Below are 19,411 nucleotides of genomic sequence, written 5' to 3'. Positions count from 1 at the left end.
ATCGAACTCAAGTTTTTGGAGGATTTGATGGCCGACGCCATGTCAGTTCCGGTGCTGTTCGTCACCGACACGATCGTCCTGCCGGGAATGGTGGTGCCGATCGCGCTCGACGAGGCCGCGCGCGCGGCGATCGACGCCGCCCAGGCCAGCGAGTCGGGGCAGCTCCTGATCGCCCCCCGGCTCGAGGACCGGTACCCCTCGCACGGGGTGATCGCGAAGATCCTGCAGGTCGGCCGCATCGCGGGCGGCGGCACCGCCGCCGTCGTGCGCGGTGAGCGCCGCACCCAGATCGGGGCGGGGGCCTCCGGGCCCGGCCCCGCGTTGTGGGTCGAGGTGACCGAGGTCACCGACACGGAGATCACCGACGAGGCCAAGGCGCTGGCGGCGGAATACCGCAAGCTGCTGCTGGCCATGCTGCAGCGGCGCGAGGCCTGGGAGATCGTCGACTACGTCAACGGCCTGACCGACCCCTCGGCGCTGGCCGACACCTCCGGCTACGCGTCCTACCTGAGCGCCGCGCAGAAGCGGCAGCTGCTGGAAACCGTGGACGTTGCCGAGCGGCTGCGCGTCCTGATCGACTGGACGAGCACGCACCTGGCCGAGGTCGAGGTCAGCGACAAGATCGCCGAGGACGTGCGCGAGGGGATGGAGAAGACGCAGAAGGAGTTTTTGCTGCGCCAGCAGCTCGCGGCGATCCGCAAGGAGCTGGGCGAGGACGAGCCGGACGGTTCGGATGACTACCGAGCCCGGGTGGAGGCCGCCGACCTGCCCGACAAGGTGCGCGAGGCCGCGCTGCGCGAGGTCGGCAAGCTGGAACGCTCCAGCGACCAGAGCCCGGAGAGCGGCTGGATCCGCACCTGGCTGGACACCGTGCTGGACCTGCCGTGGAACGTGCGCACCGAGGATTTGACGGATCTGAAGGCCGCGCGGGAGGTCCTGGACGCCGACCATCACGGGCTGGACGACGTCAAGGACCGCATCGTGGAATACCTGGCCGTGCGTGCGCGCCGCGCCCAGCGCGGGCTGCAGGTCGTCGGTGGGCGTGGCTCTGGCGCGGTGATGGTGCTGGCCGGTCCGCCCGGCGTCGGCAAGACGTCGCTGGGCGAGAGCGTCGCGCGGGCGCTGGGCCGCAAGTTCGTGCGCGTCGCCCTGGGCGGGGTGCGCGACGAAGCCGAGATCCGCGGACACCGGCGCACCTACGTCGGTGCGCTGCCGGGCCGGATCGTGCGGGCCATCGGCGAGGCGGGTTCGATGAATCCCGTCGTGCTGCTGGACGAGATCGACAAGGTCGGCTCCGACTACCGCGGCGACCCGAGTGCGGCGCTGCTCGAGGTCCTCGACCCGGCGCAGAACCACACCTTCCGGGACCACTACCTCGATCTGGACCTGGACCTGTCCGACGTCGTGTTCCTGGCCACCGCCAACGTGATCGAGAACGTCCCGTCGGCGCTGCTGGACCGCATGGAACTGGTGGAGATCGACGGCTACACCGAGGACGACAAGGTGGCCATCGCGCGCGACTACCTGCTGCCCCGGCAGCGGGAACGGGCGGCGCTGAGCGACGACGAGGTGACCGTCACCGACGCCGCGCTGCGCAAGATCGCCGCCGACTACACCCGCGAACCGGGGGTGCGGCAGTTCGAACGGCTGCTGGCCAAGGCGCTGCGCAAGGTGGCGACGAAGCTGGCGGACAACGCCGAGCCGACCACCGTCGACGAGCCGGATCTCGTTGACTACCTGGGCCGCCCGCGGTTCACGCCCGAGTCGGCCGAACGCACGGCGGTGCCCGGCGTGGCCACCGGCCTGGCCGTCACCGGCCTGGGCGGCGACGTCCTCTACATCGAGGCTGGCGCCACCGACGGTGAGCCCGGGTTGCAGTTGACCGGCCAGCTGGGCGACGTGATGAAGGAATCCGCGCAGATCGCGCTGTCCTATGTGCGCTCGCACGCCGCGGCCCTGGGCGTCGACCCGACGGCGCTGGACCGGCGCATCCACGTGCATGTGCCCGCCGGTGCGGTGCCCAAGGACGGCCCGTCTGCCGGCGTCACGATGGTGACCGCGCTGGTGTCGATGGCCACCGGACGTCAGGTGCGCTCCGACGTCGGCATGACCGGCGAGGTCACCCTGAACGGACGGGTGCTCCCGATCGGCGGGGTGAAGCAGAAGCTGCTCGCCGCCCAACGTGCCGGCCTGTCGACGGTTTTCATCCCGGCGCGCAACGAGCCGGACCTCGATGACGTGCCCGCGGAGGTGCTCGAAACCCTGGACGTGCGGCCGATGGTCGACGTCGCCGAGATCGTCGCGCAGGCGCTCGAACCGGTGACCGGGACCGTCGCACAGGCGGCCTGATCGCAACGCCGGGCGTGACATCCGCGTCACGCCCGGCGTTCAATAACCTCAAACGGCAGATCGTGCATCGCGTGCAACGGCTCGTTGTCAACCCGGTGGGCCGGCAGTTGCCGGTGACCATGATCGAGACGACCGGCCGCAAGTCGGGAAAGCCCCGGCGCACCGCCGTCGGCGGGCGCGTCGTGGACGACCGGTTCTGGATGGTCTCCGAACACGGCGAGCATTCGGACTACGTCCGCAACATCAAGGCCAACCCGGCCGTGCGGGTGCGCCTCGGCGGTAAGTGGCGCAATGGAACGGCTCACCCGTTACCCGACGACGACCCGGTGCAGCGGCTGGGAAACCTGCCCCCACTCAACAGCGCGGTCGTGCGCCTGATGGGCAGCGACCTGCTGACCATCCGGATCGATCTGGACTGAGACCGGCCCCATGCCCTACGACGAAGGCCTGGCCGACGGGATCCGCGAACTCCTCGGCGCCGAGCGGGGCATCGAGGAGAAGTGGATGTTCGGCGGTCTGGCGTTCCTGATCGAATGTGCGTGGCCGTCAGCGGCCAGGGTGGCCTGCTGGTGCGGGTGCCGCCGGGCGACACCGACCAACTGGCGGGGCGCGCGCATGTCGGCCCCATGGTGATGGCCGGGCGCGAGACTCGCGGCTGGCTGCGCGTCGACACCCCCGGCGTGCGGACCGCACGCCAGCTCCGCACCTGGGTCGACCGCGCGGTGGGGTATGCGCGCGGCCTGCCGCCCAAATGACCGCGTCGTTTGCCCGGGCACGGTGCGGGTACGCGACGTGACATGGACGGGCCGAAGAAAGTGTCGCGCCGGCTGCTCGAGGTCGCCGGGACCACCTATGCGGCCGAGGCCGACATCAAGCTCGAAGACAAGCCGATGCCGCTGTTCCAGCTCTTGGTGCTGTGCATGCTCGCCAGCAAGCCGATCGACGCGTCCATTGCCATGGGCGCCGCACGGGAACTGTTCAAGGCCGGCCTGCGCACGCCTCGGGCCGTCCTGGAAGCGGATCGCCAGACCATGATCGACGCGTTCGGCAGGGCGAGTTACGCCCGCTACGACGAGAGTTCGGCCACCCGGCTGACCGAGATGGCCGAGAAGGTGCGCGACGAGTATTCCGGTGATCTGCGCGAGCTCGCCGGGCGCAGCGAGCACGACGCGGCCGCGGCAAAGCGTCTGCTCAAGACGTTCAAGGGAATCGGCGACACCGGCGCCGACGTCTACCTACGCGAGGTGCAGGACGTCTGGCCGTGGGTGAAGCCGTACTACGATGACCGCGCCACCGGCGCGGCAAAGGATCTGGGTTTGCCCACCACGCCCGGCGAGCTCAAAGACCTTGCGCCGCGCAGCTGTTCGCGGCTGGCGGCAGCGCTCGTCAGGGTGTCGCTGGACGACGACGTGCGCCGGCAGGTGACCGGTTGACCCGGCGGTGACCGTTCGGATCGGCACGTCCGGATGGTCCTACAACCACTGGGTGGATGTGCTCTACCCGCCCGGTCTGCCGGCCGCGCGCCGGTTGGCGCGCTATGCCGAGGTTTTCGACACCGTCGAGCTGAACGCGAGTTTTTACCGGTGGCCCAAGGATGCGACGTTCGCGGCGTGGCGCGATCAGTTGCCGGCGGGCTTCACCATGTCGGTCAAGGCGCACCGCGGGCTCACGCACTACCGTCGGCTGGCCTCGCCGGAGCCCTGGATCGAACGGTTCGAACGCTGCTGGAATCTGCTCGGTGACCGCCACGGCGTGCTGCTGGTCCAACTGCATCCCGCACAGCAGCGCGATGACGCGCGCCTGGACGCCTTCCTGCAAGCCATGCCGCCGTCGATCCGGGTGGCCGTCGAGTTGCGGCACCCCACCTGGAACGACGCGGCGGTGTTCGCGCTGCTGGAAAGCCGACGGGCCGCCTACGTGGTGATGAGCGGAGCCGGTCTGCCGTGTATCCCGCGGGCCACCACGGATTTGGTGTACGTACGGATGCACGGGCCGGATCCGGACGCGATGTATGCGGGCTCGTATCCGCAAGCGGAGTTGCGGCGGTGGGTGGCGCACATAACGGAATGGGACGTCGACGGCCGCGACGTGTGGATGTACTTCAACAACGACCTGGGTGGTCACGCCGTGCGCAACGCGCTCTTTCTGCGCGGACTACTGAGTTGAACGGGAGCGATCACTCGTTCTCCGCCGGGGCGTCCGTGCAATCCGGGTCCTGATCGACGGGCGTCCACTTTCCGTCGATGACCTCGGGCGGGCGCTGGGCCTGCAGGCGTTCCCGTTCGGCGCGGCGGCGTTTGACCCGCAACCGGGCGTCGGCCGGGACGCTGACCAGTTCGTCGCAGGTCAGGTAGAACACGTCGTCGGCGACATCGAGCAGGTCGGCGTCGACACGCCGAGATCCCAACTCCCGCAACGTCAGCCGAAGCTGGTGGGTGAATCGCAGAGTGGTGTCGTGGGCCAGTTCCCGCGAGCCGCGGGCGGCATCGGCAAGGCGTTGTGCGAGGGTCGCCGACGTTGCCTCCGGGTCGTGCGGCGCGGCGGCGGCGAAATGGGCGGCGGTCTGTAGCAGCATCTCCGGGTCGTCGCCGAAGACCCGCGCGGCCAGTTCGGCATCGCCGGGCCCGCGGTGCCCGATCCGGGCGATCGCGGCATCGAATTTGGCTGCGGCGGAAGGGGACAACGCGCGGATGCTGCCGACGTTCCCTTCCCGGGCCAGGGCGCACAACGGCGGGTCGTCGCGCAGCACGGCCGCCAGTTCGGCGGTTTCGGCGGCGATGCGGTTGCTTTCCATGATCATGCCTATTCCGGACACGCTGCCGCCCGCCTGGGTGTGTTCCAGCGCCGCCGCCGTGACGCCGGTGTCGATGAGCCAGAGCGCCGTCAGGGTCCAACCCTGGTGAATTCGGTCGCGCAACAGCGGAACCCGAACTACCAGGCCGGAATCCGGCAGCGCGGCCAGCTGCGCCGCGTCCAACTGCTCCGCCCCGGCGGCCGCGCTGTAGGCCTGCGTGTCGGCTTTGAGGTGACGCAACAGGGCCAGTGACCGCGCCGCGACGATCGCTTTGGCGACCGAGCCCAGTGCTCCGCCGGCCAACTGGGGCTCACCGAACGGCAGCAGGTTGGGCACCTGGGTCCGACCGGCCAGCGTGCGCCGCACGACCGCCTCCCGGTCCCAGCCCGGAAGTTGTTCGGCAGCAAGAACGTTCGTCGAAACACCGATGTAGGGGCGGTGGCCGAACACCGCGACGGCCCGGCTCCCCCACTCGTCGCCGACCACGCCGCCGAGCGTGAGCACCTCTCCCAGCACCCGGCCGGCCGTGCGCAGGCCACTCATCTGGACGTCCAAGGTGATCGGCGTCAGCGGGCCGGGCAGTGCCTCGGCGAGAGTGCTCGCGCTGAAGACCGGGAACCGCAGGTCGATCCGGTCGTCGAACTCGCCCTCGAGGCCCTCGGGTGCGGCGCTGGGCAACTCGTCGGCCGACGGGCGCGGCAAAACCTCGACCGGCAGCGGCAATTGGCTTCCGTGGTCGGGCGCACCGGTGGCTTCGAGCCGGCGGCCGACGAGCCCGCGCGCGGTGTCGGCGATCGCGTCGAACGCCTGCCAGCCGCACTCGAAAATCCAATCCTCTTGTGCTGCAGAGATATCCATTTCGGGAGCCAGCTGCGGCCAGCCGCGGAGCCGGTGCAGACGCGACCGCGAGTTCACCGACCGCAGCAGCCGCCACGCGGTGACGACGTTGATGGTGTCCGGGGTGGCCAGGTCCACCACACCGGTCCGGTCCGTGTTCAGCGACGACACCAGGAAACGCACCAGATCCTCGATGTGCAGCACCCGGATCGGCTGGGTGGAGACCTTGGCGCGCAGCAGCGTGGCCACGGTGCGGCACACCGTCCAGTCGAGCTGGCGGCCGACGGGGGGGGCGGCCCGGACCACCAACGTCGGGCCCCAGCTCGTGGCCACCAGCGCCTCGGCCGGCTCGTACAGGTCGGGCCGGCCCGCGGCCTGGGACACGAACAGCAGGCGGGCCCCGGAGCGGGCCGCCGCGTCGGTAACCCGGGCGAGCCCGCCGATGTCCGCGTTGCCGGGTGCGGTGGGATCGACCGGGGCCAAGTGGATCACGGCGTCGGCCTCGTCGGTCAGCTCCTGCAACACCGGGTCGCTGAGCGGGGCGCGCACGAACTCCACCCCCGGATCCAGGGCGGCGTGCCGGCGCTCGGCGATACCGGTGACGCTGTGCCCGGCAGCCAGCAGCTGGCGCGCGACCAGCCGCCCGACTGTGCCGGTGGCGTCGGTAACCAGGATCTGCACTGGGCTCACCCCTCCCAACGTCACACTCGACAATAGGCACGTCGCCGTCACTTACGCGACCGTTACCGCATCCGCGGCGCCCTGGTCTGCCGCGATGCGGTTGAGAATTACCGCAGGGTGGCGCTGCCGTCCGCGGCGACGGCGACCTCGGCGCCACCGATGTCCTCACGCACGGTCGCCGCCGCGGCGTCGGCATCGGCGATCACCGCCAAGGTGCGCGCCCCGTCCGGCGTGCGCACGGCCACGAAGGCCTTCTCCGGCCGTCCCTCCCGGTCGAACGGTGTCGTCCACGCCTCGACGGTCCCGACGCCGTCCCACTCCACCAACGCCTTGCGGGTCGGTTCCCGATCCACCGCCGCCTGGACGTCCTCCCACCGAAATTCGTCCGGCGGTTCGGTGCCGTACACACCGATGCTGTGCTTGGTCAGGTAGCCGCCGTTGGCGGTGATCAGCGCCCGCCGACCGGGGTTTGCCACCAGCAACTCGGCGGCGGTGGCGATGGAGTGCATGACGTAGTTGCTCCACGGGCCGCCGGCGAAGGTCAGCCCGCCGGTCACGGTGAGCGGGCGGGACGGATCGTCGACGCTCAACCCCAGTTCGCCCGCGGCGACCTGGACCGCCGAGGGGAAACACGAGTACAGGTCGACGAAGTCGACGTCGTCGACGCCGAGCCCGGCCAGTTCGAGCGCCCGGGCCCCGGCGATCCGGATGGCCGGCGACCGGTGCAACTCGTCGCGCTCGGCGATGGCCGGAGTGTCGTGGGCGTCGGTGCCCGCGTGCGGGTACACCCACCGTTCGGCGGGGATCTGCAGGCGCCTCGCCTGCTCCACCGAGGTCAGTACCAGCGCGGCCCCCTGGTCGACCATGTTGTTCGAGTTCAGCAGCTTCGTGTACGGCCAGCTGACCATGCGGTTCCGCGGCCCGGGTTGCCGGATCTCCTCGGCGGTCATCGGGGTGCGGATCCAGGCGTGGGGGTTGCCGACCGCGACGGCGTTGAAACGGGCCCACAGCCGCCCGATCCGCTCGGCGTGGTCCTCGATCGACTCGCCGTTGGCGATGCGCAGCGACTGCTCGAACAGCGGGTAGACGTACGCCGGGCGGTCGAGCCGGATCCTGAGCTCGGCCTCGCCGGCCATGGGGACATCCTCGCCGCTGACCTCCGCCATCGGCACGGATTCGTCCTGCACTGTCCACACCAGCCTGCCGCCCAGCGACTTCAGCCCGGTTCTGGTGCGCCAGGTCTCGGCGCCGGCGAGCAGCACCACCCCGGCGTTGCCCCGCTGAATGTCCAGGCAGGCCTGGTTGACCAGCGATTGCGGCACGTTGCCGCCGATCGGGCTGTACAGGGTGGTGAAGTTCGCGGCGCCGATCCGCTGCCCGAGCAGCAGGCCGGGATCGCGATAGCGGGCCGACAGCACGTTGACCACGCGAACGGAGTCCACCGCCTCGATCACCCGGGCCTCGGCGGCCTGCCCGGCCGCGGCGGCCATCAGGTCCACCGGTTCGACGGATCGCCGGTGCGGGTCGATCTCGTCGTGGTGGTTGACCTGGCCGTAGCCGACCAACACCGGTGTCCTGGGGTCGACGGTCATAGACCGAACCTAGCGTGGCGAACGCCCGCGGTCGCTGATGGCCCGCCCGGCATCACGCCGGACCGAACAGCACGCCGTCGGTGATCAGCCGCTCGGTCTCCGCGTCGCTCATCCCCAGCAACTCCCGGCAGATCACGCGGGTGTCCTGCCCGGGTTGCGGCGCGGGGCGCTGGCGGGCCGGCGGAATGTGCCCGAACGGGGCCGGGCCGGTCTCGGCCGGCAGCCGACGTTCGATGAGCGGATGCACCATCTCGGCGAACAGTTTCCGGTCTCGCAGCTGCTGGTCCTCGAGGAGGTCCGGGGGGCGGTTCATCGGTCCGGCGGCGACCCCGGCCGACTGCAGCAGTTGGGCGACCCGCGCCGGGGTGCGGGTGCGGGTCCAGGAGGAGACCAGCTCCACCAGCTCGCGCCGGTTGGCCAGGCGCGCCTCGCCGGTGGCGAAGCGCTGGTCCTCGGCCCACTGTGGGCGGTCGAAAGCCGAAGCTATGCAGCGCCATTCGTCGTCGTCCCGGATGGAGATGACGCACCATTCGTCGTCGCCCGCACACGGGTAGACGGCGTGCAGGGCGGTGTCCTCGTGGATTCGGGCCAGGCCGGCGGCCAGCGCGGCCCGGGTGACGTAGAGGGTGTCGAGCTGGTTCACCACGACCTCGGCCTGGGAGATGTGCACGTGCGCCCCGCCGCCGGTCCGGTCGCGGTGGATCAGCGCCGCCAGCGCCGCGATGGCGGTGACCCGGCCGACAACGTGGTCGGGAAATATCGTCGTCGCGTCGTAGAAGGCGTGCCGGGCGGCCCCGGCCCCTTCGTCGGGGTCGGCCGGTGTCCAGAGCCGGGTGACGCCGGTGGTCGCCCGCACCAGCGGGCCGTAGCCCAGGCGGGCGCTCCACGGCCCGCTGTCGCCGTAGGCGCTGCTCTCCGCGAGCACGACACGCGGGTTTGCAGCGCGCAGTTCCTCGTACGAAAACCCAAGGGAGGCAAGGGTTCCAGGCTTGAAGTTGGCGAAGACCGCGTCCGCCTCGGCGACGAGGCGGCGGAAGATCCGGTTGCCCTCGGCGCTGCGCAGGTTTAGGCCGAAGCCCAGGTTGTTGCGGTGGGTCCAGGCGAACGACTCGCTCATCGCCTCGCCGGCGCGGGCCTGGCGCAGCCCGTCGGGATAGTCGGCGCTTTCGATCTTGACGATCTCGGCGCCCATGTCGCCGAACAACCGGCTCAGCTCGCCGCCGGCGACGATGACACCCAGGTCGAGGATGCGCAGCCCCGCGAACGGATAGTCGCCGATCCGGCCGGACGGCGACGTCACCACCGCCGGGTTGGCGCGCCAGTACGGTTCGTCCTGCCCGGCCGCGGGGGCCGCGGTGCGGTACCCGGCGCGCTGCCCGTCGACGACGAAATAGCCGTTCGGCACCCGGGCGCGCACGCCGTGAGCCAGTTCCGCGTCGGTGATCGCGCCGACCGCCTCGAAATGGTCGGAGGCCAGGATCTGCGACGGCGTCAGCACCGCGGCGATCGGCACCCCGTGCTCTTGGCCGGCGGCCACCAGCTCTGCCATGGTCTGATCGGCGAACAAGGCCTCGATCAGCACCCCGATCTCCGGCCAGGCCGCGAACCGCTCGCCGATCACGTCGTAGCGGGGGTCCTGGAAGGCCTCCGGCTCCCCCAGCCAGCGCCGCAGGCCGCGCCATTGCCGCGGCGCCATCACGCACAACCGGACGTAGCCGTCCTTGCAGGCATGGATCGGGTAGGCGTCCTGGTTCCTCGGGCGCCCGCGCCACCGCCCCGCGCGACGGATCCCGGCCGCGGCCTGCCCGTGCGCGCCGAACGCGGGGTCCAGTGACATGACGACGGCGTCGAACCGGGAGAAGTCGATGTATTCGCCTGTGCCGCAACGCAACCGGTTGTAGTACGCGACGAGTGTGGCCCATGCGGCCTGCACGGCGGCGGTCGCCGAGGCGATGCCGTCCGGCGGCAGCACCGGGGTGCCGGTGGGAGGCCCCGACCGCGACAGCGAGCCGCCCATCGCGTACAGCACCGGATCGGTGGCCCGCCACGACGACCGCGGCCCCGTGGCACCGAAGTCGGTGATCGAGACCACGACCAGCTGCTGGTGGTGGGCGGCCAGGTGCGCGGCGGAGGTCCCGAACGCGGCGGCCAGCCCTTCGGGGCCGCTGTCGACGACGATGTCGGCGCCCGCGACCAGTTCGTGGAAGCGGTCGCAGTCGCCGTCGTCGTACGGGTCCAGCACCGTGGCGCGCTTGTTGGCGTTGTGCATCGCGAACGCCACGCCGGCACCGCCCAGCGTCGGCAGCGCCTCGCGTTCCGGGCTCCCGCCCGGCGTCTCGACCTTGAGGACGTCGGCGCCCAGATCGGCGAACAGGCGGGTCACCGCGTCGGCGTCCCCCGTGGACAAGTCGAGGACGCGCACGGCGTCGAGCAACCCGTCGGCCATCTGCACACCGTACAGTCGGGACCGGTCGCCGGCTTCGATGCGCCCGTCGCGATCCCCGGTCGGTGGGCCGGGTGCGGGCGGCGTCGACTAACGTCACAGGCCGGTGCGCGAAGCCGTACCTGTCGACACAATTCCGATGGAGCCGATGGGGGGCATCCCAGGCGTGAGCGCGCACTTGAGCTACCTCGAGGCCGTGGTGGTCGGCGCTTTCCAGGGCGTCACCGAGTTGTTCCCGGTATCCAGCCTCGGCCACTCGGTGCTGGTCCCGGCGCTGATCGGGGGGCGGTGGGCGCAGGACCTCAACGTCTCCGCCCCGAAGTCGCCGTACCTGGCCTTCATAGTCGGTCTGCACGTCGCGACCGCCGCCGCCCTGCTGGTGTTCTTCTGGCGGGACTGGGTGCGCATCGTGGCCGGACTGGTGTCGTCGGTGCGGCATCGCCGCATCCAGACCTCGGGCGAGCGGCTGGCCTGGCTGCTGGTGGCGGCCACCATCCCGGTGGGGCTGGCCGGGCTGCTGCTGGAATCGACGTTCCGCACGACACTGGGCAAACCCATCCCGTCGGCGGCGTTCCTGCTGCTGAACGGCTTCGCCCTTTATGCCGGCGAGGTGCTGCGTCGCCGCCTCGCCCCCGCACCGGCGGGCCCGGCCGCCGAGGCGGCGCAGGCCCACGGCGGCGAGGCCGTCGACGACCGGCTCGGCCGCCTGCCGCTGGGCCGCGGTGTGCTTATCGGGTGCGCCCAGATCCTCGCGCTGTTCCCCGGCATCAGCCGCTCGGGCATCACCATCGTGGCCGGGCTGTGGCGCGGCCTGTCGCACGAAGACGCCGCCCGCTTCTCCTTCCTGCTGGCGACGCCGATCATCCTGGCCGCCGGGCTGTACAAGATCCCGGAGTTGTTCGGGCCGCTGGGCGAGGGCATCTTCGGCCAGGTCGTGGCAGGCAGCATCGCATCGTTCGTCAGCGCCTACTTCGCCGTGCGGTACCTCACCAGTTACTTCGAGACCCGCACGCTCACGCCGTTCGCCATCTACTGCGCCGTGGTCGGCGGCGCCAGCCTGGTCTGGCTGAGCCTGCGGTAACCCGCCCGGGCACGCGCCCGCCCGGCGTACCGTGGGCTTCGTGTTGCCGGCCCGCGACGTGACCGCCCGCCCCGGGACCCGGGCATGACTCGCCAACGCCAACGCGACGCCCCGCAGCCGGAAAACGTGTGGGACTATCCGCGGCCGCCCCGGATCGAGCCCTTCACCGGTGCCATCACCGTCGAGCTCGGCGGTGAGGTGGTGGCGTCGGCCTCGCGGGCCCTTCGGGTGCTCGAAACCAGCCACCCACCCACCTACTACCTTCCCCGCGACGCGTTCACCGCCAGGGCGTTGCGCCCGGTGTCCGGCAGCTCGTGGTGCGAATGGAAAGGTCAGGCCGCCTACTACGACGTCGTCGGCGGCAACGCCGTCGCCCCGAAGGCGGCGTGGACCTATCCGAGCCCGACACCCGCGTTCGCGTCGATCGCCGGCATGGTCGCGGTGATGGCTTCGCGGGTCGACCGGTGCACCGTCAACGGCGAGGTCGTCGTGCCGCAGCCGGGTGATTTCTACGGTGGCTGGATCACCAGCTGGATCACCGGTCCGTTCAAAGGCGGTCCCCGATCGATGGGTTGGTGACGCGGTGACCGACGACGACGTCGAGGTGCTGGTCATCGGCGCGGGCCTGGCCGGGTTGCGTTGTGCCGGCGTGCTGGCCGCCGCGGGCCGCGAGGTGCGGGTGTGGGAAGCCGGCGACGACGTCGGTGGCCGCATCCGCACCGATGTGGTCGACGGCTTCCGGTGCGACCGCGGCTTCCAGGTGCTCAACCCGGCCTATCCGGAGCTCGCAGCCTGCGTCGACCTCGACGCCCTGCGCCTGCAACCGTTCGCCGCCGGGGTGGCGGTGCGGCGCGAGCGCGACGCGGCGGTGCTGGCCCATCCGCTGCGCGAGCCGGCGCGGATACCGAAGATGCTCGCCTCGGGCATTATCCGGCCCCGCGAAGCCATCGGGCTCGGGCGCTGGGCGGCCGGGGCGTTGCGACCGCACACCGTCAAATCCGGGCACGGCGACGGCGCCGTGCGCGAGCGGCTGGACCGCTGCGGCGCCCGCGGCGAACTGCGCCGGGTCGTCGACCGCTTCCTCGCCGGTGTCGTGCTCGAGGACACCGGCGCCACCTCCAACGCGTTCTGCCTGCTGCTGGCCCGCATGTTCGTGCTCGGGGTGCCCGGCCTGCCGGCCGACGGCATGCACGCACTGCCGCAACAGCTCGCTCGGCCGCTGACAAGCCGAATCACCTTGGGCCGCAGGGTGACCCACGTCGAGCGTGACGGGAACCGGTGGACGGTACGGGCTCCCGACGCCGTCGCGCGCGCCCGCGACGTCGTGGTGGCCATCGATCCGGTGGCGGCCGCGGCGCTGACCGGCCATCCGCCGCCGGCCATGCGCGGCGTCGTGACCGACTGGTGGGCCGCCGACGAGGCGCCCAGCACGCTGCCGATGCTCTGGGTCGACGGGCGACCCCGGCCGCCCGGACCGGTACTCAACACCGCCGTCATCAGCGCCGCCGCACCCAGCTATGCCCCGCCGGGGCGCCATCTGATCTGCGCGTCGGCGCTGCTGACGGCGGAGGGAGAGCCGCCCGAGGAGGACGCGACGCGGCGCCATGCCGCCGACGTCCTGGGCGCCGACGGCCGCGGCTGGCGGCTGCTGCAACGCCACGTCATTCCCGACGCACTACCGGCTCAGCCGCCGCCGCTGCGCGTGCGCCGCCCCGTGCGCATCCGCGAGGGCCTGTGGTGGTGTGGCGACCACCGTGACACCGCCTCCATCCAGGGCGCGCTGGTGAGCGGACGGCGTACCGCCGAACAGATACTCCGGCAAATGTCGCCGTCCGGCCCGTCCTGAACGTGGTTTGCGCGGCGCGGCGCACAGTGCTGTGCTCGTCTCATGGCAGACACGGCAGCCCTCGGCATCAAGGTCCGCGGCAAGGTCGTCGTGATCACCGGCGGCGCCCGCGGCATCGGGCTGGCGACCGCCACGGCCCTGCACAACCTGGGCGCCCGGGTGGCGATCGGCGACGTCGACGAGGTGCGGGTCAAGGAGTCGGGCGCCGCCCTCGGCCTCGACGTCTACGGCAAACTCGACGTCACCGACCCGCACTCGTTCGCCGATTTCCTCGACGAGGTCGAACGCCAACTCGGCCCGATCGACGTGCTGGTCAACAACGCGGGCATCATGCCGCTGGGCCGCATCGTCGACGAACCCGACGCGGTAACCCGGCGCATCCTCGACATCAACGTCTACGGTGTGATCCTGGGCAGCAAGCTGGCGGCGCAGCGCATGGCCGCCCGGGGCTGCGGCCACGTGATCAACGTCGCGTCGCTGGCCGGGGAGACGTACCTGGCCGGGGCGGCCACCTACTGCGCCAGCAAGCACGCGGTGATCGGTTTCACCGATGCGGCCCGCATCGAGCACCGGCGGACCGGCGTGAAGTTCTCGGTGGTGATGCCGACGTTCGTCAACACCGAACTCATCGCCGGAACCTCGGGGGCCACGGGGATCAAGAACGCCGAGCCCGCCGACATCGCCGACGCGATCGTCGACCTGGTGGCCCGCCCGAAGCCGCGGGTGCGGGTCACCCGGCTGGCCGGCGCGATCATCGCGTCGCAGAAGTTCTTGCCCCGCGCGCTGGCCGAGGGCATCAACCGGGTGCTCGGCGGCGAACACGTCTTCACCGACGATGTCGACGTCGAAGGGCGGCGGGCCTACGAGGCCCGGGCCCGCGGTGACGGGTAGGCACTGTTCACCTGAGGCGTGGACAATCGGCTGGGTGAGTCTGGAAACCGGAGCAATGACCCCAGCCGTACCCGAATCCCTGTCCGACGACGAACTGACCCTCATCGACAGGTACTGGCGCGCCGCCAACTACCTGTCCGTCGGGCAGATCTACCTGCTGGACAATCCGCTACTGACCGAACCGCTGGAAGCCCGCCACGTCAAACCCCGGCTGCTCGGCCACTGGGGCACCACGCCCGGGCTGAACCTGATCTACGCGCACCTCAACCGCATCATCCGCAACCGCGACGCCAACCTCATCTACGTCACCGGGCCCGGGCACGGCGGCCCGGGTCTGGTGGCCAACGCCTACCTGGAAGGCACCTACAGCGAGGTGTACACGGGCATCGAGGAGGACGCCGAGGGACTGCGCAAGCTGTTCCGGCAGTTCTCCTTCCCCGGCGGCATCCCCAGCCACGTGGCTGCCCAGACGCCGGGATCCATCCACGAGGGCGGCGAACTGGGCTACGCGCTGGTGCATGCCTACGGCGCCGCTTTCGACAACCCCGACCTGGTGGTCGCCTGCGTGATCGGGGACGGCGAGGCCGAGACCGGGCCGCTGGCCACCAGCTGGCACTCGAACAAATTCCTCAACCCGGCCCTCGACGGGGCCGTGTTGCCGATCCTGCACCTCAACGGCTACAAGATCGCCAATCCGACCGTGCTGTCCCGGATTCCACACGCGGAGCTTGAGTCGCTGCTCAGCGGCTACGGCTACCGGCCGATCACGGTCGCCGGGGACGACCCGGCCGACGTGCACCGGCAGCTGGCCGCCGCCCTGGACGACGCTTTCGACGACATCACCGGCATCCAGGCCGGGGCGCGCCGCGGCGGCCGGCCGGAGCGGCCCGTATGGCCGATGATCGTGCTGCGCACCCCCAAGGGCTGGACCGGCCCGAAGACGGTCGACGGGAAAAAAGTCGAGGGCACCTGGCGGGCGCATCAGGTTCCGCTGGCCGAGACCCACGACAACGCCGAACACCGGGCGCAGCTCGCGGCGTGGCTGCGCAGCTACCGGCCCGAGGAGTTGTTCGACGACACCGGCGCGCTGCGCCCCGAACTGCGGGCGCTGGCCCCCCGCGGTGATCGCCGGATGAGCGCGAACCCGCACGCCAACGGCGGGCTGCTGCTGCGCGACCTGGACCTGCCGGACTTTCGCGACTACGCGGTGCAGGTGTCGCGCCCGGCGACCGAAACCCACGAGGCGACCCGCGTGCTGGGGACGTTCCTCCGGGACGTGATCGCCCGCAACGGCGACCGGTTCCGCCTGATGGGGCCCGACGAGACCGCCTCCAATCGGCTGGACGCCGTGTACGGCGCGACGGACAAGGTGTGGCTCTCGGAGACGACGCCGGATGACGAGCACCTGGCCCCCGACGGCCGCGTGATGGAGGTGCTCTCCGAGCACCTGTGCCAGGGCTGGCTGGAGGGCTACCTGCTGACCGGCCGGCACGGGCTGTTCACCTGCTACGAGGCGTTCGTGCACATCGTCGACTCGATGCTCAACCAGCACGCGAAATGGCTGTCCACCAGCAGGGAACTACCCTGGCGGCAGCCGATCGCCTCGCTGAACTACCTGCTGACCTCCCACGTGTGGCGCCAGGACCACAACGGCGCGTCGCACCAGGACCCCGGCTTCATCGACCTGGTCGCCAACAAGCGGGCCGAGCTGACGCGCGTCTACCTGCCGCCGGACGGCAACACCCTGCTGTCGGTGGCCGACCACTGCCTGCGTAGCCGCAACTACGTCAACGTCATCGTCGCCGGCAAGCAGCCCGCGCTGGCCTACCTCGACATGGACGAGGCGATCGCGCACTGCACCCGGGGCCTGGGGATCTGGCAGTGGGCCAGCACCGCCACCGCCGAACCCGACGTGGTGCTGGCCTGCGCCGGTGACGTCCCGACGCTGGAAACCCTCGCCGCCGCCGACATCCTGCGCCGGGAACTGCCCGACCTGGCGGTCCGCGTGGTCAACGTCGTTGACCTGATGCGCCTGCAGCCGGAATCCGAACACCCGCACGGGTTGCCGGACAAGGAGTTCGACGCCCTGTTCACCCGCGACAAGCCGGTCATCTTCGCCTACCACGGCTACCCGTGGCTGATCCACCGGCTCACCTACCGGCGCACCGTGCACCCGCACCTGCACGTGCGCGGCTTCAAGGAGCGCGGTACCACGACGACGCCGTTCGACATGGTGATGCTCAACGACCTGGACCGCTTCCACCTGGTCATGGACGTCATCGACCGGGTGGACGGGCTGGGCAGCCGCGCCGCGGTGCTGCGCCAGCGGATGGCCGACGCGCGGCTGGCAGCGCGCAGCTACACGCGCGAGCACGGCGAGGACGACCCCCAGATCGCCGGCTGGACCTGGGCGCGTACCGAGTGATCAGCCCCGCGTGACGCGCAGGGGCACCGACACCGGACCCTGCAACGACGGCGTCGTACCCCAACGGACGGGCCCGGCCAACTCCAGGCCGTCGACTTCGTCGAGCAGGCAGTCGGCGGCGGTGATCGTCTCCAGCCGCGCCAGATGCGCCCCCAGACAGAAGTGCAGGCCGTGGCCGAAAGCCAGGTGCCCGGTGGTGTCCCGGTGGATGTCGAAGCGATCGGGCTCGGGGAACTTGGCGGGGTCGCGGTTGGCCGACGCGTAGAACAGCACCGTCTTCGCGCCCCTGGGGATCACCGTGTCGCCGATCGCGCAGGGGACTGTCGCGGTTCGGGTCACCCACTGGACCGGCGAGCCCCAGCGGGCCGTCTCCTCGACCGCGGCGGGAAGCAGGCTGCGGTCCGCTTTCAGCTCGGCGAACAGCGCGGGGTCCCCCGCCAGCCTGACCAGCAGCATACCCAGCAGGTTGGTGGTCGTCTCGTTGCCTGCCACCAGCAGGATCAGCGCGTACATGAACGCTTCGTCGTTGGTGAGCTCACCCGCGCTCGTGGCTGCGCGCAGCCGGCTCAGCAGGTCGTCGGCGGGTTCGCCGTCGCGGCGTCGCATTTCGGCGTCGATGAAGCTGTGCATGTGCACGTAGGCGGGCACGATCGACGCCATCAAACGCGCGACCTCGGGCACCGAACGGGGAGCGAACATCTGCGCGAATTTGTCCGAGACCGCGCGAAATGCCGGCCACTGATCCTGCGGAACGCCGAGAATTCGGGCGATCACGTTGATCGGCATCGGGATGGTCAGGCCGTCCACGACGTCCACGACGTCACCGTTGGTCAGCTTCGCGATCGACTCGGCGGCCAGTGCGCGGATGTCCGTCGTGAAGCTCTGGACCGCGCGTTTGCTGAACATGGGCGCGGTGATGCGTCGCAGACGGGTGTGTTCGGGTGGGTCGGCGAGCAGCACGACGCTGGACACGAACGATCGGAGCATGACGCCGTCTTTCGACGAGAACGCGACATTGTCGCGGACCGCGGTGTGCACGTCGTCGTAGCGTCCGACCATCCAGACCCCCAGCCGCTCGTTGACCACGACGGGATGTTGCCGGATTCGCTCGTAATCGGGATAGGGGTCGGCGATGTGCGGCGCCAGCGTGGGGTCGAGCGTCGTGCGCGGCACGGACGCCGGGGCGGAACTCGACCGGGGACGACGCAGATCGCGGTAGGCACCGGTGGCGACCGGCCGCAAAAGGCTGATCACGGAGCTGCGCGCCGCCGACAAGATGGCTCGGGGTGGCGGACTGAGGAGATCGGTGGGCATGCTGATGAAGCTAAGGACGCACCGCGGCGACCGGAATGATGGATTCAGACACGCATTTGATATTTTCAGACACATGCGCGCCGTCGCCCCGTCGGTCTGGGATGTAGCACAGTCCTCGGCGACTGCCCGGCACGTCCTGGAGACCGCCCGCCAGCACGGGCTCGACGAGCCGACGTGCCTGTCCGGTACCGGGTTGACCACCGGGGACCTGGCGGATCCCACCACCGAGGTCTACGTCGGCCAAGAGCTGACCATGATCCGGAACCTCATCGCGCGACTTGGCGATCAACCCGGGCTCGGCATGGAGACCGGTGCGCGCTACCAGTTCGCCGATATCGGCATCCTCGGTTTCGCCTTGATGGCCAGCCCGACCTTCGGCGACGCGATCGACGTCGCGTGCCGGTACGTCGCGCTGACCGCCACGTATCTGAACCTGGCCGGCCCCGAGGTGGGTCAGACCGAGGTGGTCGTGGCTTTCGACGACGCGCAGGTTCCGCGCGATGTACGCCGGTTCCTCCTCGAGCGCGATTTCGCGATCATGCTGCGAATCCTGCCCCTGCTCCTCGGCGTCGGCCATGCGCCGATTACGGTCCGAGTCGAGTTTGCCGATCTGCCGTTGCCGACCGACCTGGTGGAGATCGAAAACCTGACCGTCGTCGTCGAGGAAACCTCACGCAATGTCCTGGCCATCCCGGCGGACCTGATCAATCAGCCGATGCCCGCGGCCGATCCCCAGACCGCGGCGATCTGCATTCGTCAGTGTGAGGAGCTTTTGGATCGGCGGCGCACCCGGCGCGGAATCTCGGCGGCGATCCGCACCCGCCTGATCCAGGACTCGGCAGAGATCCCCTCGATGGCCACCGTCGCGAAGGAACTCTGCGTCACCGAACGCACGCTGCATCGCCGGCTGGCGGCCGAGGGCACCAGCTACCGCGCGCTGCTCGACGAGGTCCGCGCGACCTTGGCCGCCGAGCTGCTGAACTCCGGTCTCAGTGTCGAGGAAACCGCACGCCGGCTCGGGTACTCGGAGACCGCCGCGTTCACCCGGGCGCACACCCGTTGGAACGGGTGCCCGCCCGGGCGGGCAAGAACCAGCCGGCCCGCGCCGTAGGGCCGCCGGCGCTCGCCCGTCGCGCCGCTGCGCCGCCTGCCGGTAAA

At 70.7% G+C, this 19,411-nt stretch carries 14 protein-coding genes and 1 pseudogene; 11 read left to right on the top strand and 4 right to left on the bottom strand.

The features are described from left to right. The first annotated feature begins 27 nt into the window (after positions 1-27). The 5 genes and pseudogenes from lon (at position 28) to AB8998_RS14650 (ending at position 4,515) form a co-directional block, all read left to right on the top strand. The gene (lon, locus tag AB8998_RS14670; protein ID WP_369741577.1) at positions 28-2,349 is read left to right on the top strand and encodes an endopeptidase La; all 2,322 of its coding nucleotides are present in this window, start codon (positions 28-30) and stop codon (positions 2,347-2,349) included. Between the two features lie 14 nt (positions 2,350-2,363). After that, positions 2,364-2,768 carry a nitroreductase family deazaflavin-dependent oxidoreductase gene (locus AB8998_RS14665; protein ID WP_369738567.1) on the top strand — a complete coding sequence of 135 codons (405 nt, stop codon included), beginning with the start codon at positions 2,364-2,366 and terminating at the stop codon, positions 2,766-2,768. A 10-nt stretch (positions 2,769-2,778) separates the two neighbouring features. Next, positions 2,779-3,104, top strand: a pseudogene (locus tag AB8998_RS14660) (TfoX/Sxy family protein). Between the two features lie 42 nt (positions 3,105-3,146). Further along, complete coding sequence (locus tag AB8998_RS14655) at positions 3,147-3,782, top strand: HhH-GDP family DNA glycosylase (RefSeq protein ID WP_369738566.1); 636 nt, start codon at positions 3,147-3,149, stop codon at positions 3,780-3,782. Between the two features lie 7 nt (positions 3,783-3,789). Then, the gene (locus AB8998_RS14650) at positions 3,790-4,515 is read left to right on the top strand and encodes a DUF72 domain-containing protein (RefSeq protein ID WP_369738565.1); all 726 of its coding nucleotides are present in this window, start codon (positions 3,790-3,792) and stop codon (positions 4,513-4,515) included. Positions 4,516-4,525: 10 nt separating this feature from the next. On the opposite strand, the gene AB8998_RS14645 is transcribed toward AB8998_RS14650, so the two are convergent. The 3 genes from AB8998_RS14645 to AB8998_RS14635 form a co-directional block, all read right to left on the bottom strand. Next, complete coding sequence (locus AB8998_RS14645; protein ID WP_369738564.1) at positions 4,526-6,661, bottom strand: NAD-dependent epimerase/dehydratase family protein; 2,136 nt, start codon at positions 6,659-6,661, stop codon at positions 4,526-4,528. Between the two features lie 107 nt (positions 6,662-6,768). Continuing rightward, the gene (locus AB8998_RS14640) at positions 6,769-8,253 is read right to left on the bottom strand and encodes an acetyl-CoA acetyltransferase (protein ID WP_369738563.1); all 1,485 of its coding nucleotides are present in this window, start codon (positions 8,251-8,253) and stop codon (positions 6,769-6,771) included. 52 nt (positions 8,254-8,305) lie between these two features. Continuing rightward, entirely contained in the window at positions 8,306-10,705 is a 2,400-nt protein-coding gene (locus AB8998_RS14635; protein WP_369738562.1) for a CoA transferase, read from the bottom strand. Positions 10,706-10,862: 157 nt separating this feature from the next. Between AB8998_RS14635 and AB8998_RS14630 the strand changes: the two genes are divergently transcribed. From AB8998_RS14630 to AB8998_RS14610, 5 genes are all read left to right on the top strand, one after another. Continuing rightward, positions 10,863-11,777, top strand: coding sequence for an undecaprenyl-diphosphate phosphatase (locus AB8998_RS14630; protein WP_369738561.1), 915 nt, complete (start codon positions 10,863-10,865; stop codon positions 11,775-11,777). An 84-nt stretch (positions 11,778-11,861) separates the two neighbouring features. After that, positions 11,862-12,356 carry a DUF427 domain-containing protein gene (locus tag AB8998_RS14625; protein ID WP_369738560.1) on the top strand — a complete coding sequence of 165 codons (495 nt, stop codon included), beginning with the start codon at positions 11,862-11,864 and terminating at the stop codon, positions 12,354-12,356. 4 nt (positions 12,357-12,360) lie between these two features. Further along, positions 12,361-13,623 carry an NAD(P)/FAD-dependent oxidoreductase gene (locus AB8998_RS14620; protein WP_369738559.1) on the top strand — a complete coding sequence of 421 codons (1,263 nt, stop codon included), beginning with the start codon at positions 12,361-12,363 and terminating at the stop codon, positions 13,621-13,623. Positions 13,624-13,665: 42 nt separating this feature from the next. Beyond that, the gene (locus AB8998_RS14615; RefSeq protein ID WP_369738558.1) at positions 13,666-14,514 is read left to right on the top strand and encodes an SDR family oxidoreductase; all 849 of its coding nucleotides are present in this window, start codon (positions 13,666-13,668) and stop codon (positions 14,512-14,514) included. Positions 14,515-14,548: 34 nt separating this feature from the next. Next, entirely contained in the window at positions 14,549-16,939 is a 2,391-nt protein-coding gene (locus AB8998_RS14610; RefSeq protein WP_369738557.1) for a phosphoketolase family protein, read from the top strand. Here the strand turns inward: AB8998_RS14610 and AB8998_RS14605 are convergent, their stop codons facing one another. Further along, entirely contained in the window at positions 16,940-18,253 is a 1,314-nt protein-coding gene (locus AB8998_RS14605) for a cytochrome P450 (protein WP_369738556.1), read from the bottom strand. 73 nt (positions 18,254-18,326) lie between these two features. Here AB8998_RS14605 and AB8998_RS14600 point away from each other — a divergent pair, with 73 nt between their 5' ends. Then, entirely contained in the window at positions 18,327-19,364 is a 1,038-nt protein-coding gene (locus tag AB8998_RS14600; protein WP_369738555.1) for an AraC family transcriptional regulator, read from the top strand. The last annotated feature ends 47 nt before the right edge of the window (positions 19,365-19,411 follow it).

The sequence above is a fragment of the Mycobacterium sp. HUMS_12744610 genome, from assembly GCF_041206865.1.
GTDB lineage: Bacteria > Actinomycetota > Actinomycetes > Mycobacteriales > Mycobacteriaceae > Mycobacterium > Mycobacterium servetii.
Note: the sequence above shows the minus strand (reverse complement) of the source record. Positions and strands in the feature narration are given on the sequence as shown.

What these genes read in the sequence shown, in the direction of transcription:
- lon (WP_369741577.1), top strand. Translation starts at nt 28, where the DNA reads ATGGCCGACGCCATGTCAGTTCCGGTGCTGTTCGTCACCGACACGATC.
- AB8998_RS14655 (WP_369738566.1), top strand. Translation starts at nt 3,147, where the DNA reads ATGGACGGGCCGAAGAAAGTGTCGCGCCGGCTGCTCGAGGTCGCCGGG.
- AB8998_RS14640 (WP_369738563.1), bottom strand. Translation starts at nt 8,253, where the DNA reads ATGACCGTCGACCCCAGGACACCGGTGTTGGTCGGCTACGGCCAGGTC.
- AB8998_RS14625 (WP_369738560.1), top strand. Translation starts at nt 11,862, where the DNA reads ATGACTCGCCAACGCCAACGCGACGCCCCGCAGCCGGAAAACGTGTGG.
- AB8998_RS14615 (WP_369738558.1), top strand. Translation starts at nt 13,666, where the DNA reads ATGGCAGACACGGCAGCCCTCGGCATCAAGGTCCGCGGCAAGGTCGTC.
- AB8998_RS14605 (WP_369738556.1), bottom strand. Translation starts at nt 18,253, where the DNA reads ATGCCCACCGATCTCCTCAGTCCGCCACCCCGAGCCATCTTGTCGGCG.
- AB8998_RS14600 (WP_369738555.1), top strand. Translation starts at nt 18,327, where the DNA reads ATGCGCGCCGTCGCCCCGTCGGTCTGGGATGTAGCACAGTCCTCGGCG.